Origin of the sequence: Paraburkholderia terrae, from assembly GCF_002902925.1 — a bacterium.
Lineage (GTDB): Bacteria > Pseudomonadota > Gammaproteobacteria > Burkholderiales > Burkholderiaceae > Paraburkholderia > Paraburkholderia terrae.
Map to the genome: position 1 here is coordinate 471,404 of NZ_CP026111.1, position 15,271 is coordinate 486,674.

A 15,271-nucleotide genomic window follows, 5' to 3' on the forward strand; every position below is an offset into this window, starting at 1 on the left:
GGGTGTTTGAAGTGGGTGAGGCGCTCATTCGACGCGTTGGCAACGAGCGCCAACAGAGACGTTGCCGTGTGAAGCATAAGACCCGTTGGGGGCCCTCAGGCAAACATAAGAACTGGCGGTGTGAGCCGCTTTCTTTTGCCTACTTTTCTTTGCGGCGGCAAAGAAAAGTAGGTGCCGCCCCGCACAGGGGCGACGCGTGGAGGGCGAAGGCAATGCGCGGATGCCAGCGAAAAGGCAAACGCACAGGGGCGACGCTTGAACGGCAAACACCATCACGCGGATGCCAGTGAAACCACAAGCAAACCACCCAGCGTCGCAGACAACAAAACAAAAACCCAAACCGCCCGCGCCGCGAAGCCGCAAAAACGAATACCGGCGACAAGCCTCAAACCAAAGCGTCGCAGACAAAAAAACCGCAGCTACGACTGCACGCCTCCAAACTCTCCCCGCATCCCCGCCTGAACAATTGAGGGCAACTCATCCATATGCTGCATGATCCGCGTGATCCCCATATTCCGGAGCACATCGGCATAGCCATCAGGAATATGACTAGCCCCAACAAACGCAATCGTCATCATCCCCGCCGCGCGCGCGGCATTCAGCCCAGCAACGCTGTCTTCAACCACAACGCACCGCGACGGCTCGACGCCCAACTGCTCCGCAGCAAACAGATACACATCGGGATAAGGCTTCGGCCGCGCGACCTGCTCAGCGCTAAACACCCGCGCTCCAAAAATCTCTGCCAGCCCGGCGCGGCGCACTGACGCGCTCACCCGCATCATCCGGCTATTCGACACGACAGCAGCAGGCAGCGACACGCGCAGCAGTGCATCCCGCACGCCACTAATCGCCGACAGCGACGACGCAAGCTCGCTTTCGACATTGGCCTCGACGGTCTGCAAAAAATCGGCGGGCAGCTCGATATCGAATGCCGCTTGAACGCTCTCCAGAAACCGCGAAGTCTGCTGACCAAACGCGGTCTTGCAGATCTCGTGGAAATCGAGCGTGGGAAAAGTGGCGGCGAGCGTGTCGTGCATCACGCGGTCGGCGATGACTTCGCTGTCGACGAGCACGCCGTCGCAGTCGCAAATGAGATGATCGATCATGCGGAAAATGGAACGAAAGCGCAGCCCGCGAGAGCCAATACGCAAGCACCACAGCGGGCCGAAAGCGACATGATACGTGCATTGCGGCCCGGCGCGCGCCGGACGGCTCGCGCGACACGCCGCGCACGGACGTGCATCAATTCAGGGCGCGTCGGCCCACGCCTTCGCCGCGCGAATCGCTCGTTGCCAGCCGTCGAGGCAGGCCTTCGCCTGATCGCCCGGCATCGACGGCGAGAAGCGATGTTCGAGCTTCCACTGGCTCTGCAATTCGTCGATGTCCTTCCAGTAGCCCGTCGCGAGTCCCGCGAGATACGCGGCCCCGAGCGCCGTCGTTTCGCTGACCTGCGGACGCACGGCATCCACGCCGAGAATGTCAGCCTGGAACTGCATCAGCAGATTGTTCGCGCATGCGCCGCCGTCCACACGCAGTTCGTCGATGTGAATGCCCGAGTCGGCTTCCATCGCTTTGAGCACGTCGACGGATTGATACGCGATCGAATCGAGCGCCGCGCGTGCAATGTGCGCGGACGTGGTGCCGCGTGTGACGCCGAACAGCGTGCCGCGAGCGCGCGCATTCCAGTGCGGCGCGCCGAGGCCGGCGAACGCGGGCACCAGGTACACACCGTCGCTATGCTCGACGCCGCGCGCGAGCGCCTCGATCTCCGACGCACTGCGGATGATGCCCAAGCCATCGCGCAGCCACTGCACGACAGCGCCCGCGATGAAGATGCTGCCTTCGAGCGCATAGTTGACCTGATCGCCGATCTGCCAGGCAATCGTCGTCACGAGATTGTTCTTCGACTCGATCGGTTTCGCGCCCGTGTTCATCACGAGAAAACAGCCGGTGCCGTAGGTGTTCTTCACCATGCCAGAGCGCGTACACATCTGGCCGAACAGTGCGGCGTGCTGGTCGCCCGCGATGCCCGCAAGCGGAATCTTCGACGCGAACACGGTCGTCTTGGTCGGCCCATACACCTCCGACGAAGGACGCACTTCCGGCAGCAGGCTGCGCGGAATGTCGAGCGCGTCGAGCAACTCGTCGTCCCATTGCAGCGTGTGGATGTTGAAGAGCATCGTGCGCGACGCGTTGGTCACGTCGGTGATGTGCAACTCATGCTTGGTGAAATTCCACACCAGCCAACTGTCGACCGTGCCGAACGCGAGCTTGCCTTGCCGCGCTTTTTCGCGCGCACCATCGACGTTGTCCAGAATCCAGCGGATCTTCGTTGCGGAGAAGTACGAATCGATGGGCAAGCCGGTCTTCGCGCGGAATGTCTGTTCGAGACCTTGCGCCTTCAGCTGATCGCAGAAGTCGGCCGTGCGCCGGTCCTGCCAGACGATCGCGTTGTAGATGGGATGGCCCGTTTCGCGATCCCAGACGATCGTCGTCTCGCGCTGATTGGTGATGCCGATCGCGGCAATCGACGTGCCGTTCAGGCCTGCATGCGTGACGGCTTCGGCTGCGACGCCCGCCTGCGTCGCCCAGATTTCCTGCGGATCGTGCTCGACCCAGCCAGGATGCGGATATATCTGCTTAAATTCCTTCTGCGCGACCGAGACGACATTGCCCTTGCGATCGAACAGCATCGCGCGCGAACTCGTGGTGCCCTGGTCTAGCGCCAGGATGTACTGATCCTGCATCGTCTCTTCTCCATGCGTTTTTTGTCGGACCGGCGCGGCGGCGCGCTCAGGTCCCGCGAAATATAGTGCCTGCGCGGATTGTTGCATGCGCGGCGGCGCGGCGGAATCGCCGCGCGCTGCCACATGTCCGCGTGCGCGCGCCCGTCAGGCGTGCTGCTTGGTTGTCGCGCGGGTGAACCACGCGTCGATGTCGCGCGTGACGTTTTCGAGCGTGCCGGGCTCGACATGCAGGCCGAGCTTCGAACGGCGCCACAGCACGTCGCGCGCCGTCGTCGCCCATTCCGTTTCGCGCAGATAGCGCAGTTCCGCTTCATACAACCCGGGCGCGAACTGCTGGCCGAGATCGGCGAGCGAGCGCGCGGCGCCGATCACGCGTTCGGCACGCGTGCCATAAGCCCGCGCATAGCGGCGCGCGAGTGCGGCAGGAAGCCATGCGTGCTGTTGCGCGAACTGCGTCGCGAAGCGCTCGAAGTCCGCGTGCGCGATATCGCCGCCCGGCAGCGGTGCGCCCGCAGTCCAGGTTGGCTTGTCGTGCTGCAACACGCGCGCGAGATCGTCGACGGCTTCTTCCGCGAGCTTGCGAAACGTCGTGATCTTGCCGCCGAACACCGACAGTAGCGGTGCCTCGCCCGCCGGCGCATCGATTTCGAGCCGGTAGTCGCGCGTGACGGCGGAAGGGTTGTCCGCGTTCTCGTCCTCCAGCAGGGGACGCACGCCGGAGTACGTCCAGTACACGTCGCGCGGCGCGATGTGCTGCTTGAAGTAACGGTTGATCGAGTCGCACAGATACTGCGTTTCGGACGGCTCGATCGCGACCTTCGACGGATCGCCGTTGTATTCGAGGTCCGTCGTGCCGATCAGCGTGAAGTCGCGCTCATAAGGGATCGCGAAAATGATGCGCTTGTCCGGGTTCTGGAAGATGTAGGCGTGATCGTGCTCGAACAGGCGGCGCGTGACGATATGGCTGCCCTTCACGAGTCGCACACTGTAGTTCGCTTCTCGTGCAAGCGGCCCGCGCAGCAGGTCGCCGACCCACGGGCCAGCGGCGTTCGCGATCGAACGCGCGCGCACTGTCGAAGTGGAGCCGTCCGCGCGCAGCAGTTGCGCATGCCATTCGCCATTCACGCGCGTCGCGCCTGTGAGCTTCGTGCGCGTCAGAATGGTCGCGCCGCGCTCCTGTGCGTCGAGCGCGTTCAGCACGACGAGGCGCGCGTCGTCGACCCAGCCGTCCGAATAGACGAAGCCGCGTTTGATCGAATCGATTAGCGGCTTGCCCGCCGGATGCTTGCGCATGTCGATGCCGCGCGAACCGGGCAGCAATTCGCGGCGCGCGAGATGGTCATATAGAAAGAGACCGGCGCGGATCAGCCACGCGGGCCGCAGATCGGGCATATGCGGCATCACGAAACGCAGCGGCCACATGATGTGCGGCGCGGCGCGCAGCAGTGTCTCGCGTTCCTGCAGCGCCTTGCGCACGAGCCCAAACTCGCGGTATTCCAGATAGCGCAGGCCGCCGTGAATCAGCTTGGTGCTGGCCGACGATGTATGCGCAGCCAGATCGTCCTGTTCGCACAGCAGCACGGACAGGCCGCGGCCCGCAGCGTCGCGCGCGATACCCGCGCCGTTGATCCCGCCGCCGACGACGAGCAGGTCATAAATGGAGTCTTGCGTCACCCGGAATGCCCCTGACGGAGGAAAAAGTAGGGTTGATGTAAAGTCGTAATGTTCGTTTTCGAAACTTTAATGAACATATTCGAAAAAGTAAAGTTCGACTTGCCTTGGATTGGTGCGCGATTCCGCGCGCCGGTGGCACGTTTGCCGCGCGCAGACGATACTTCCGGCAACGAGCCGGATTGCGGCGATACAAGGTGAATTTCATGCGTGAACTCTGGAAAACGGGCGCGGCGGCGCTATCGATCGCGGCGGTGCTGACGGGATGTGTCAGCACGCCGAGCCTGAACGGAACGCTGGGCGCGCCGTCGTTCGCGGATCTGCAGGCGATGTGCGGAAGCCAGCCGGCCGACTACGGCAGCGACGCGCAATCCGTCTACGTGACACTGTTCGATGCCTATGTGGCGAGCAAGCGCGGCGGGTTGTCGAAGTCGGATTACTGCGCGTTCCAGACGGCGCTGGCGCAGCGCTACGCGGCGCAGGGCGCGAGCGCGGACCCGCAGGTGCGTCGTCAGTGGGTGGAGTTCTTCAATGCTCAGCGCGTAAAGGCGCTGAGCTGGCGCGCAGCCGTCGATCCGACGCTGCGTAGCGGCTGAGGCCGCGACTGGCGCGCGCGGGCGCGCCGTTCAACGATGACGGGGCAAGCCTGAAAACATAAAGACGGCCAGGCGGGCAAGCCGCGTGACCGTCCAGGCGTCCGTATGCTTGCGTGTCCGTTGCGAACACGCCTACGGCCGCAGTGATATGACTGGCAAGCGCGTTAGATTCGCTCGATTGCCGTCAGGAAAAGCGCTTGATCGCGCGAAGAGCCGTATCTCCCGATTCCGTGATGCGCCATTGTTGCAAGCCCGACGCGAGTCTTTCGAGCTCCACGAGCTGCCGTTCGAGCAGTGCGTCGAGTTCTTCGCGTTCCATATCGACCTGGTTAGGGGCGTCCTTGACGAGCAACAACGTGGCGAATTCATGCGGACTCAGCATCGTTTCTCTCCATGTCAAGCGTAGTCGGGTGGCCATTGCGCCCGCCGACGGCCCTGCCGGCAGACGGAGGATCCAGCGGGCTGCGATTCCCGCGGATCAGGCCTGAAGTTGTGCTTGCTTCACCCCATGTCCAATGCATTCCGCTCAGTCCAAGGACATTTAAGGACGTTGGGGAACTGGAGTGTAGTCAATGGCGGCCGGAAGTCCAAATGGGCCCCTGTAAATTTTCCCGTTGACAGCGCCGCGCGTGAGAGGCGGTCTACTGGGCGCGGCAAATCCTTGATTTCACTGGAGGTTTTGCGTGCGGTGCAGCATGGCGGAAACGGGCTTGCGACGCTGCCGGCCCGCGTCAGCCTTCGCGTCGCTGGCCGTATCCAAGGTCACTCGGCAATATAGACCTGCGTGCCCGCGTTCGTCAGCGTTTCCGTCATGTCGGGCGGCGGCGGCGCGTCGGTGAAGAGAGAGTCGATCTGGTTCAGATGCCCTTGGCGCACGAGCGCCGGGCGGCCGAATTTCGAATGGTCGGCGGCGAGGAAGACCGTGCGCGAATGTTCGATGATCGCCTCCGCGACGCGCACCTCGCGCGTGTCGAAGTCGCGCAGCGTGCCGTCCGTTTCGATGCTCGACGTGCCGATGATCGCGAAGTCGACCTTGAACTGGCGGATGAAGTCGATGGTCAGTTCGCCGACGATACCCTTGTCCCACGGACGCACGATCCCGCCCGTCACCAGCACCTCGCAATCCGGATAGCCGCTCATCATGCTCGCGACGTTCAGGTTATTCGTGATCACACGCAGCCCGCGATGCCGGTTCAGCGCGCGTGCGACTTCTTCCGTCGTCGTGCCGAGATTGATGAAGAGAGACGCCTGATCCGGAATATGCGTGGCGACCAGCGCCGCGATACGCCGCTTCTCGTCGTGGAACATCCGCTGCCGCGCGCTGTACGAGACGTTCTCGGAACTGGTCGGCAGACTCGCGCCGCCGTGATAGCGGCGCAGCAGATTCATGTCGGCGAGCCAGTTGACGTCGCGGCGAATCGTCTGCGGCGTCACGTCGAAATGCGCGGCCAGATCGTCGACCGTGACGAAGCCGTCGCGTTGCACCCACTCCAGCAGTTCCTGTTGACGTGCGTTAAGCGTGAGGCGGGGGTCTCGTGTCATGATGTTTTTGTGAGCGCCGCACCTGAAGCGGGCGAAGGTTGGCTTGGCCGTATTGTAAGACCTTCGTTGTGTTCGTCGTCGTTGGTTTGTGTTCGGATTTTTTCGATCTCGCGGAGCACGCTGGTCGAAAGGAAGCGTAAGGCACCTGCGCAATGCAGCTTTGTCGTGCGACTTTTGCGCTTGCCAGGGTGTTCGAATCATCCGATATGTAGTCTTTTGTGCATTCGCACGATCAATCAAGGTTCGGGTGGAACTGCGTCGATCCGGCATGGTCTCTGCTGTGTTGTCTGCGAATTTGCAGAGCAGCGACTAAGATGAAGATAAAAATTCAATGTTGCAAGGCACTGTAGGCGTCAAGGGCGGCGGTCGAACCGGGATAGGCGCGGTTCAGCCCGCGCATGAGGCGCTACGGTTTTCGGAGCGAACTTTTATGCACAACGAGGCTGGTCACGTGATGCCCTGGCGCATCGAAGACATCGATCTCAATCGCATCGACCGTCAACGCGCGGTCGCCAATGAAGACCTCTTGTTACTGCTTTGCGCAGCCTCGTTTATCGAAAGCGGTACTGATCTTTACACGAGCAATCTGAGCAGGTTCTTCAATGGCGACCCCGAGGTGTCGGCGTGGCTCAACAACGAGTGGGAGCCCGAAGAGATGCAGCACGGCCGCGCGCTGAAGGCGTATATCGCGCATGTGTGGCCCGAGTTCGATTGGGACACGGCGTTCCACAACTTCTTCGAAGAGTATTCGAAGACCTGCGACATGGAAGACTTCGAGAAGACCCGCGCGCTGGAGATGGTCGCGCGCTGCGTCGTCGAGACGGGCACGGCCACGCTGTATCGGGCGATCGGCGTGTGTTCGGACGAGCCCGTGTTGAAGGAAATCACCGACAACATCCGCACCGACGAAGTCCGTCACTACAAGCACTTTTTCAAGTACTTCAAGAAGTACAACAAGATCGAAGGCAATGGCCGGCTCGCCGTGCTTGGCGCGTTGATGCGGCGCGTGATGGAGATCAAGAACGAAGACTCGGAGATCGCACTGCGTCACGTGTTCGCGATTCGCTATCCCGAGCGCGTCAACGATCCCGTGTATAACCGCGACAAGGCTGCGCGTGTGAACAAGCTGGTGCGGCACAACCTGTCGGCCGATATGTGTGTGAAGATGCTGCTCAAGCCGCTCGATTTGCCGGCGAAGATTCAGCCAGGCGTCCATTACCCGCTCGCGAAGATCACGCAGCACGTCTTTTTCCGCTGAGCGTTGCGACACGCAGCCGGGCCGAAGGCCTGGACTGTTGACGCATGAATGGCCCGCCCTGCAAGCGGGCCATTTGCATTTGCGCTGAACGCCGCGCGCGAGCGTGCCTACGACGGAGGAATCACCCATGACCGCATCCGCGGAGCGAAACCGCGCACTCGATCAACAGATTTTCGACGAATGGCCGGTCGAATTGCGCGCGCTATTCGACGGCTCGGCGCTCGCATCGAAGGTCGGCTTTACGGCATCGCTGTTGACCGTCGATGAAAGCGGCGCGCATTTGCGTACGTCGCTGCTCGGCATCGGCGAACTGTACGCGCCGGACTCGCGCACGCTATGCGTCGCGCTGTGGCCGCAGTCGCGCGCCGCGCAGGCGATTGCGCGCAGCGGCCGTGCCGCGCTGACGTTCGTGTTCGATGAGGCGTTCTATCAGATTCAGCTCGCGCTCGCGCCGTTGAGCGCGGATGCTGCAGGCCTTGCGTGCTTCGCGGGCTCGATCGAATCCGGCGAAGCGCATCGCGTGCGCTATGCGCGCCTGACGGCGGGCATCACGTTCGACCTGGAAGAGGGGAGAGATGCAGTGCTCGAGCGCTGGACGCAGCAGATCGAGTACCTGAAGAAAGCCGCCGGCGGCGCGGCGGCTGGCAGATAGCAGTCGGACAAGTGTGAGACGCCCGCATTGAAAATGCCGGGCGTCTCCGTGTTGCGTCAGTTGCCGCGCTGACCGCCGCGCGGCGCGCCGGAGCGCGGCTTGCCGCCGCCGCCGAGCAATGCACCCGGATTGGCGCCGTGCGGCTTACGCGGTGCGTGCGGAGCACGCGCGTTGCCGTCATGCGCGACGGCACGCGGTTTGTTGTCCTGATGACGCGAGCCATCGGCGCGCGCCTGCGCGGGCTTGGCCGCTTGCGGTTTGGCTTGCTGCTTGGGCTTGTCGCCCGAAGCCCGTTGGCCGCCGCGCGATGCGCCATTGTTCCCGTTGGCCGAGCCTTCGCGCTTTTGCTGCCCCTGAGCTTGCCGCTGGCCTTGACCTTGGCCCTGGCGCGGCTGACGGCCGCCACCGCCGCCACCACCTTGGCCGCGGCGCAGGATCGGCTCGGGCCGCGCATTCGGATCCGGCTCGAAGCCCGCGATCACTTCTTGCGGCACGGCACGCTTGATGAGTTTCTCGATGTCCTTCAGCAGTTGAAGCTCATCGACGCACACCAGCGACACCGCCTCGCCCGTCGCGCCCGCGCGGCCCGTGCGGCCGATACGGTGTACGTAGTCTTCCGGCACGTTCGGCAGATCGAAGTTGACGACGTGCGGCAACTGGTCGATATCGATGCCGCGCGCCGCGATGTCGGTGGCGACGAGCACCTGCAGCGTGTTGTTCTTGAATTCGGCCAGCGCGCGCGTGCGGGCCGACTGGCTCTTGTTGCCGTGGATCGCGAGCGCGCTGATGCCGTCCTTCGTCAGCTGTTCGGCGAGACGGTTCGCGCCATGCTTCGTGCGCGTGAACACGAGCACCTGAAACCAGTTGTGCTGTTTGATCAGATGCGTGAGCATCTCGCGCTTGCGGTCACGGTCGACCGGGTGAATTTTCTGCGCGACCGATTCGGCTGTCGTGTTGCGACGCGCGACTTCGATCAGCGCGGGCGAATCGAGCAGGTTGTCGGCGAGCGCCTTGATCTCGTCGGAGAACGTTGCTGAGAACAGCAGGTTCTGGCGCTTCGGCGGCAGCTTGGCGAGCACACGCTTGATGTCGTGAATGAAGCCCATGTCGAGCATGCGGTCGGCTTCGTCGAGCACGAGAATCTCGAGATGCGACAGGTCGATGGTCTTCTGCTGCATGTGGTCGAGCAGACGCCCCGGCGTCGCGACGACGATATCCACGCCGCGCCGCAACGCGTCGATTTGCGGGTTGATACCGACGCCGCCGAACATCACGGTCGACTTCAGCTTCAGATACTTGCCGTACGCGCGCACGCTTTCCTCGACCTGCGCGGCCAGTTCACGCGTCGGCGTGAGGATCAGGGCGCGCACGACGCGCTTGCCGCCGGGCGCGGGCGGCATGGTGAGAAGACGTTGCAGGATAGGCAGCGTGAAGCCAGCTGTTTTGCCCGTGCCCGTCTGGGCACCGGCCAACAGATCACCGCCGTTGAGCACGGCGGGAATGGCTTGCTGCTGAATCGGAGTCGGCGATGTATAGCCGAGTTCGTTGACTGCGCGGACCAGCTGTTCGGACAAGCCGAGGGAATCAAAAGACATAAAAACTCTTTGCAATGCAATTGTGCAAACGGTGTCGAACGCTGCCAGAAGGCGCGTTCGCGGGCGATTCGCATGGTCGCTCGCCCGACAGTCACCGTTCACGGAGAAATCGGCGGCACGCGTGACGCGTGCCGAATTGCTCGACGAGCTATGCAGACACGTCGACTGGCATTAAGTTGCATCCGCCGTCATGCGCCTCATGCGACATAACGCGCGACGCTGACGAACTGACACAGACTGCCGGCGAGTACGAACAGGTGCCAGATGCCATGTCCGTGCCGGATGCGCTCGTCGTTGATGAAGAAGTAGATGCCTGCGCTATAGATGATTCCGCCAGCCAGCAACCAGGCCGTACCCGCGGCCGGCAATGCAGTGACCAGTGGACGGACGGCAACGAGCGCGAGCCATCCCATCAGCACATACAGCACCATCGATACGCTGCGGGTGCGTCGCCCGAGCGTCAGTTCCTGCACGATTCCGAGCGCCGCCAGCCCCCAGCTTACTCCGAATAGCGACCATCCCCATGGCCCACGCAATGTGACCAGCGTGAATGGCGTGTAGCTGCCCGCGATCAGCAGATAAATTGCAGAGTGATCGCACTTCTGCAAGATCGCCTTCAGACGCGGACGACGCACGCTGTGATACATCGTCGAGATGCCGTACAGCACGCAGAGCATCGCGCCATAGACGCTGAAGCTCACGACCTTGTACGCATCGCCGTCGAGCGCGCCCATCGTCACGAGCGTCGCCAGCCCCGCCACCGACAGCACGGCGCCGACGAGGTGGGTGATGCTGTTCAGACGCTCCCCGATTTGCACGGCACTTCCTCCTGCATGATGCCCATCTCATCCGACAATCAACACGGGACCAACGTTATACGCCCGATATGCGGATGTCTGCGACGTCGATCAACTTCGAAACCTCGCTCCTGAAAAAAGCGAAGGGCGCGGCCGCGATTATCGCAGGCCGCGCCCTGAACCCGCAGACGACGCTTAGTCGAGCGGCGCCGAACGCAGATCGGACACTTGTTGCGGCGACACAGCCGTGCCGTGGTTGCCCCACGACTGGCGGATGTACGTCACAACGGCTGCCACTTCCTGATTCGACAGCGCTTGCGCAAACGGCGGCATGCCATACGGCTTCGGATTGCCACCCGTGCTCGGCGGATAACCGCCGTTCAGCACCATACGGATCGGGTTCACGGCAGACGGCATCTGGATCGACGGATTGTTCGCGAGCGGCGGGAACGACGGCGGCATACCGAGACCGTTCTCCGAGTGGCACTTCGCGCAGTTGTCAGCGTAGATCTTCTGGCCTTGCTTCAACAGTTCGCTGCCGAACTGTTGCGACGTCTCCAGTTGCAGATGCTCGGGCGCTTCGTCCTTCTGCGGAATCGTCTTCAGGTACGTCGACATGGCGTGGATGTCTTCGTCCGACATGTACTGCAAGCTGTTGTGAACCACTTCAGCCATCGGACCGAACACCGCGCCGCGTTGCGACACGCCCGTCTTCAGCAGATCGGAAATGTCCTTGATGTCCCAGTCGCCGAGGCCGGCTTCCTTGTTCGACGTCAGCGAAGGCGCATACCAGTTCTGCAGCGGGATCAGGCCGCCCGCGAACGCAGCCGAGTTCACCGGGCCGCCCATCGCGTTGATCGACGTGTGGCACATGCCGCAGTGGCCGAGGCCTTCGATCAGATACGCGCCGCGGTTCCATTCCACCGACTTGGTCGGGTCCGCCTTGTACTCGCCTTCGCGGAAGAACAGCGTGCGCCAGCCGATCAGCAGGTTGCGGTTGTTGAACGGGAACTTCAGTTCGTGCGGACGGCTCGGCACCGCGACGGGCGGGACCGAACGCAGGTACGCGTAGATCGCGTCCGCGTCGGCGCGCGAGACTTTCGTGTAGCTCGTGAACGGGAAGGCCGGATAAAGCAGGCTGCCGTCCTTCGAACGGCCCGTGTGCATCGCGCGATAGAAGTCGTCCTGCGACCACTTGCCGATACCGTACTGGTCGTCAGGCGTGATGTTCGGCGTGAACAGCGTGCCGAACGGTGTGGCCATCGGCAGGCCGCCGGCGAATTCCTTGCCGCCGCGCACCGTGTGGCAGGCGATACAGTCGCCAGCGCGGGCGAGGTACTCGCCCTTCTTGATCATTGCAGCCTGGTCTGCCGGCGTGGCTGCGACGGCGGTGCCGTTATGCAGATAGTCGCTGCCCGACCACAGGACGGGAACCAGCGCGGCAGCCGCTACCACGACGACGGCCGAAAGCGCGAACAAAGACTTGCGTTTCATTGTTTGTCTCTCCCGGTGCCTTATTGCGGTTCGCTGCCGCAGGCAAGCGGAGTCTTCAACGATTTGGCGGGTGCCGGCACGGGGTTCTGCGGCGCCTGCTGCGTGGACAGCCACGCGGCGACTGCGTTCACGTCGGCGTCCGTCAGGCGCGTGGCGATCGTGTGCATGCAGTCAGGCTCGATTGCGTGACGCGAACCCGAACGCCATGCGCCCAGCTGTGCGCTGATGTAGTCCATGTGCAGGCCGACCAGACCCGGGATAGCCGGTTCCATGCCCGTCAGCAACTTGCCGTGGCACGCCGCGCAAGCGGGAATCTGCCTCGACGCGTCGCCGTTCAGCACGATTTCCTTGCCGCGCGCGAGCACGGAATCGGCGACCGTCGGTTTCGACGGCGTCGGATACGGCGGACGCTGCTGCGAGAAGTACGTTGCAATGTCGTGAAGGTAGTCGTCGGAGAGATACGTGACGAGGTAGTTCATCGGCGGGTACTTGCGCCGACCTTCACGGAAGTTCTTCAACTGGTTGTACAGGTACTCGGCCGGCTTGCCGGCGAGACGCGGAAAATAGTCGTTATCCGTGCCCTGACCTTTCGAACCGTGACACGCCGTGCAGCCTTGCACGCGCGCTTCCATCGTGTCCGGAGCTTTAGGCTGGGTTTGCGCTTGTACAGCGCCAGATATGCCTGCACACCCGATCAGCAACAGGGCGAGCAGCGGTCGAAAAATGCGTCTTGAAGACACGCGTAACTCCATCATTATCGGGGGCCTGGCCGAACTTCGAACGGATCGGTGTGTGCAGCGCGATGAATGCGGCGGACGGTGCGCAGCGACCTCGCATTCTATCATCGATGGGTAATGATGACTATTTGCCACATGCGACGAACTTCATGCCTGACGCGCCCGAGCGACACGCCCGATGCGACAAGTTGACGCGATTCGCCGCCATCTTTCGCCTACCTGGCGCGCCTCCGCTTGAGTGCCGGCCTGGCGGTAGCGCTTCCAACTAATTTAAGATTGCGCATTTTGCATCGACGGCCGTTGTCGCTTTGTTGCCTCTCGATGTTCCAGTTTTGAGCGAATTCGTGTAGGCGCTTTGCTTCGGGCAAGGCCGAGTCCTTGTTGAACTGACAGGGCGGCAAAACATCGAAGCGTACTATCCGGACCGTCCTCACGTTTTCCATCTACAGCCAGCCTATGACTTTCTCCTTGCTTTCCCGCTTGCCGCTTCGCTGGCTCGCGGCGTGTGGCGTGACGCTCGCCGTCGCGTCGAACGCCTTTGCCCACGCGACGCCCACGTCGCGCGATCCCGCGCCTGACGCTGAAGTCGCCGCGCCCTCGGCTGTGACGATCCACTTCAGCGAGCCGCTCGAGCCGGCGTTCAGCAAGCTCGCGCTCGTCGATGCCAACGACAAACCGGCTGCTTCAGCCGCCTCGCAGGTCGATCCGCAGGACACGAAGACCATGCATCTCGCGCTGCAGCCGCTCACGCCGGGGCGCTACACGGTGCAATGGACGGCTGTCGCCGAAGACGGACATCGGACGAAGGGCAGTTACGCCTTCAGCGTCAAATGAGAGTCGACGGATTGTGGATCGGGCAGGTCGCGATGGCCGCGCTCATGAACGTCGCGTTTGCGTTTGCCGTCGGTTCGGCCTTGCTCAGCGCGTGGCTCGTCAACGATGCGCAGGCGAAGATCGCGCCCGCGCGTCCCGCATGGTTGCGCGCGCAGCGGTCGATGCAGGCTTCCGCGATCGTGCTGGTACTCGCCGATCTCGGTTGGCTGCTCTATCAGGCGGCCGAGATGGCGGGCGTGCGCTTGCCGGAAGCGTTCGGCGTCGTGCCGACGATGCTGTCGCAAACGCACGTCGGCTTCGGCTGGAGTGTCGCGTTTGCAGGCGCGCTCGTGCTGCTGCTCGTGTCGTTTGCACGGCAGACCAATGTGTTGCGCAACGCGCTGCTGTGGCTCGCCGTGATCGCGATTGCGGGCGGCAAGGCGACCTTGGGTCACGCGGCGGATGCGGGCGTGGCGTCGGCGGCCATCGGCATGCACACGCTGCACGTGCTTACGACGTCGGTATGGGGCGGCCTTGTGCTCGCGGCCGGGTTCTCGGTGCTGCCGGCGCTCGGAACGTCGATCGCGCGCGGCGTGCTGATCCGTACGGCGACGCAGTTGTCGAATGTGTCGCTCGTTGCTGTCGTGTTCGTGCTGCTCTCAGGCGTGTTCAACGCGGCGCGCGGTTCGGGCAATTCGTTTCTCGCGATCGAAACGAGTACCTGGGGGCACGTGCTGATGCTCAAGCTCGCGCTGGTTGCGCTGGCGCTGGTGCTAGGCGGATTGAACCGCTTTTCGGCGTTGCCGCGCTTGCGTCGCACTGCATCGACGATGGACGCGCATACGTTCGCCAACCTGCTGTATCTCGAAGCGCTCGCGATGCTCGGCATCTTCGCGGCCGCCGCTGTCCTGTCGCATAGCGTGCCGGGTTTCGCGGCGCTCGGCTGAGCGCGACGAAGCGGGTCGGGTCAGTCGCCGCCTGCAAGCGATCATTCGTAACCGAGCTTGTGGCCGACGACGGGCGCGAAGAACAGACCGATCGCGCAGCCCGCGACCTTGCCTTCGAGTTCCGCTGCCGCCACGTGTGAACTCGTCATGTGCGTGAGCAGATCCAGCAGCTGTGGCAGGCAATAGATAAATGCTGCAGCGATGAAACACTGCTCGACCGTCGAGATGCGCCAGCCACGCTGAAACGCGAGCACCGCGCCGATCAAGCGCAGCACGCCGAATACGACCAGCGCGCCGATGGCGGCCTGTTCACGGATCAGATAGTCGGGAAGGAATTCGCCCATGACAGCCCCCGTTCGAATGGTTGTTTGCATACCATTCAGCAAGGAGTGGGCCAAGCGTTGCGAAGCACCGGTGCATCG

At 62.9% G+C, this 15,271-nt stretch carries 15 protein-coding genes; 5 read left to right on the forward strand and 10 right to left on the reverse strand.

All coding sequences use genetic code 11. The annotated features are described in order from the left end of the window. Window positions 1-419: 419 nt before the first annotated feature. The 3 genes from C2L65_RS02105 to glpD all read right to left on the reverse strand — a co-directional run bounded on the left by C2L65_RS02105 (window position 420) and on the right by glpD (window position 4,421). Complete coding sequence (locus C2L65_RS02105; protein WP_042311073.1) at window positions 420-1,106, reverse strand: HAD family hydrolase; 687 nt, start codon at window positions 1,104-1,106, stop codon at window positions 420-422. A gap of 141 nt (window positions 1,107-1,247) precedes the next feature. Continuing rightward, window positions 1,248-2,747 (reverse strand): glycerol kinase GlpK, encoded by a 1,500-nt coding sequence (glpK, locus tag C2L65_RS02110; RefSeq protein ID WP_042311085.1) that lies wholly within the window; start codon window positions 2,745-2,747, stop codon window positions 1,248-1,250. Window positions 2,748-2,891: 144 nt separating this feature from the next. Further along, complete coding sequence (gene glpD, locus C2L65_RS02115) at window positions 2,892-4,421, reverse strand: glycerol-3-phosphate dehydrogenase (RefSeq protein ID WP_042311071.1); 1,530 nt, start codon at window positions 4,419-4,421, stop codon at window positions 2,892-2,894. Window positions 4,422-4,624: 203 nt separating this feature from the next. On the opposite strand from glpD, the gene C2L65_RS02120 reads away from it, so the two are divergent. Then, a complete protein-coding gene (locus tag C2L65_RS02120; RefSeq protein WP_042311084.1) occupies window positions 4,625-5,014 on the forward strand; it encodes a hypothetical protein in 390 nt (129 codons plus the stop codon). Window positions 5,015-5,198: 184 nt separating this feature from the next. On the opposite strand, the gene C2L65_RS02125 is transcribed toward C2L65_RS02120, so the two are convergent. Then, window positions 5,199-5,396, reverse strand: coding sequence for a hypothetical protein (locus tag C2L65_RS02125; RefSeq protein WP_007586164.1), 198 nt, complete (start codon window positions 5,394-5,396; stop codon window positions 5,199-5,201). A 380-nt stretch (window positions 5,397-5,776) separates the two neighbouring features. Continuing rightward, the gene (locus C2L65_RS02130) at window positions 5,777-6,556 is read right to left on the reverse strand and encodes a DeoR/GlpR family DNA-binding transcription regulator (protein WP_007586161.1); all 780 of its coding nucleotides are present in this window, start codon (window positions 6,554-6,556) and stop codon (window positions 5,777-5,779) included. A 430-nt stretch (window positions 6,557-6,986) separates the two neighbouring features. Here C2L65_RS02130 and C2L65_RS02135 point away from each other — a divergent pair, with 430 nt between their 5' ends. Both C2L65_RS02135 and C2L65_RS02140 read left to right on the forward strand, forming a co-directional pair. Further along, a complete protein-coding gene (locus tag C2L65_RS02135) occupies window positions 6,987-7,814 on the forward strand; it encodes a ferritin-like domain-containing protein (protein ID WP_042311068.1) in 828 nt (275 codons plus the stop codon). 127 nt (window positions 7,815-7,941) lie between these two features. Then, window positions 7,942-8,466 carry a hypothetical protein gene (locus C2L65_RS02140; RefSeq protein WP_042311067.1) on the forward strand — a complete coding sequence of 175 codons (525 nt, stop codon included), beginning with the start codon at window positions 7,942-7,944 and terminating at the stop codon, window positions 8,464-8,466. Between the two features lie 56 nt (window positions 8,467-8,522). Here the strand turns inward: C2L65_RS02140 and C2L65_RS02145 are convergent, their stop codons facing one another. From C2L65_RS02145 to C2L65_RS02160, 4 genes are all read right to left on the reverse strand, one after another. Continuing rightward, window positions 8,523-10,061 carry a DEAD/DEAH box helicase gene (locus C2L65_RS02145; protein WP_042311065.1) on the reverse strand — a complete coding sequence of 513 codons (1,539 nt, stop codon included), beginning with the start codon at window positions 10,059-10,061 and terminating at the stop codon, window positions 8,523-8,525. 197 nt (window positions 10,062-10,258) lie between these two features. Then, on the reverse strand, window positions 10,259-10,879 hold the full coding sequence (gene trhA, locus C2L65_RS02150) for a PAQR family membrane homeostasis protein TrhA (protein ID WP_035986500.1): 621 nt from the start codon (window positions 10,877-10,879) through the stop codon (window positions 10,259-10,261). A gap of 174 nt (window positions 10,880-11,053) precedes the next feature. Next, window positions 11,054-12,352: a cytochrome c gene (locus tag C2L65_RS02155; protein ID WP_042311063.1), complete on the reverse strand. Its 1,299-nt coding sequence runs from the start codon at window positions 12,350-12,352 to the stop codon at window positions 11,054-11,056. A 20-nt stretch (window positions 12,353-12,372) separates the two neighbouring features. Beyond that, entirely contained in the window at window positions 12,373-13,104 is a 732-nt protein-coding gene (locus C2L65_RS02160; protein WP_042311061.1) for a c-type cytochrome, read from the reverse strand. Window positions 13,105-13,545: 441 nt separating this feature from the next. On the opposite strand from C2L65_RS02160, the gene copC reads away from it, so the two are divergent. Both copC and C2L65_RS02170 read left to right on the forward strand, forming a co-directional pair. Further along, a complete protein-coding gene (gene copC / locus C2L65_RS02165) occupies window positions 13,546-13,923 on the forward strand; it encodes a copper homeostasis periplasmic binding protein CopC (protein ID WP_042311059.1) in 378 nt (125 codons plus the stop codon). Next, a complete protein-coding gene (locus C2L65_RS02170; protein ID WP_042311058.1) occupies window positions 13,920-14,849 on the forward strand; it encodes a CopD family protein in 930 nt (309 codons plus the stop codon). Before copC ends, C2L65_RS02170 begins: the two co-directional genes overlap by 4 nt. Window positions 14,850-14,890: 41 nt before the next feature. On the opposite strand, the gene C2L65_RS02175 is transcribed toward C2L65_RS02170, so the two are convergent. After that, window positions 14,891-15,193: a hypothetical protein gene (locus tag C2L65_RS02175; RefSeq protein ID WP_042311056.1), complete on the reverse strand. Its 303-nt coding sequence runs from the start codon at window positions 15,191-15,193 to the stop codon at window positions 14,891-14,893. Window positions 15,194-15,271 lie beyond the last annotated feature (78 nt).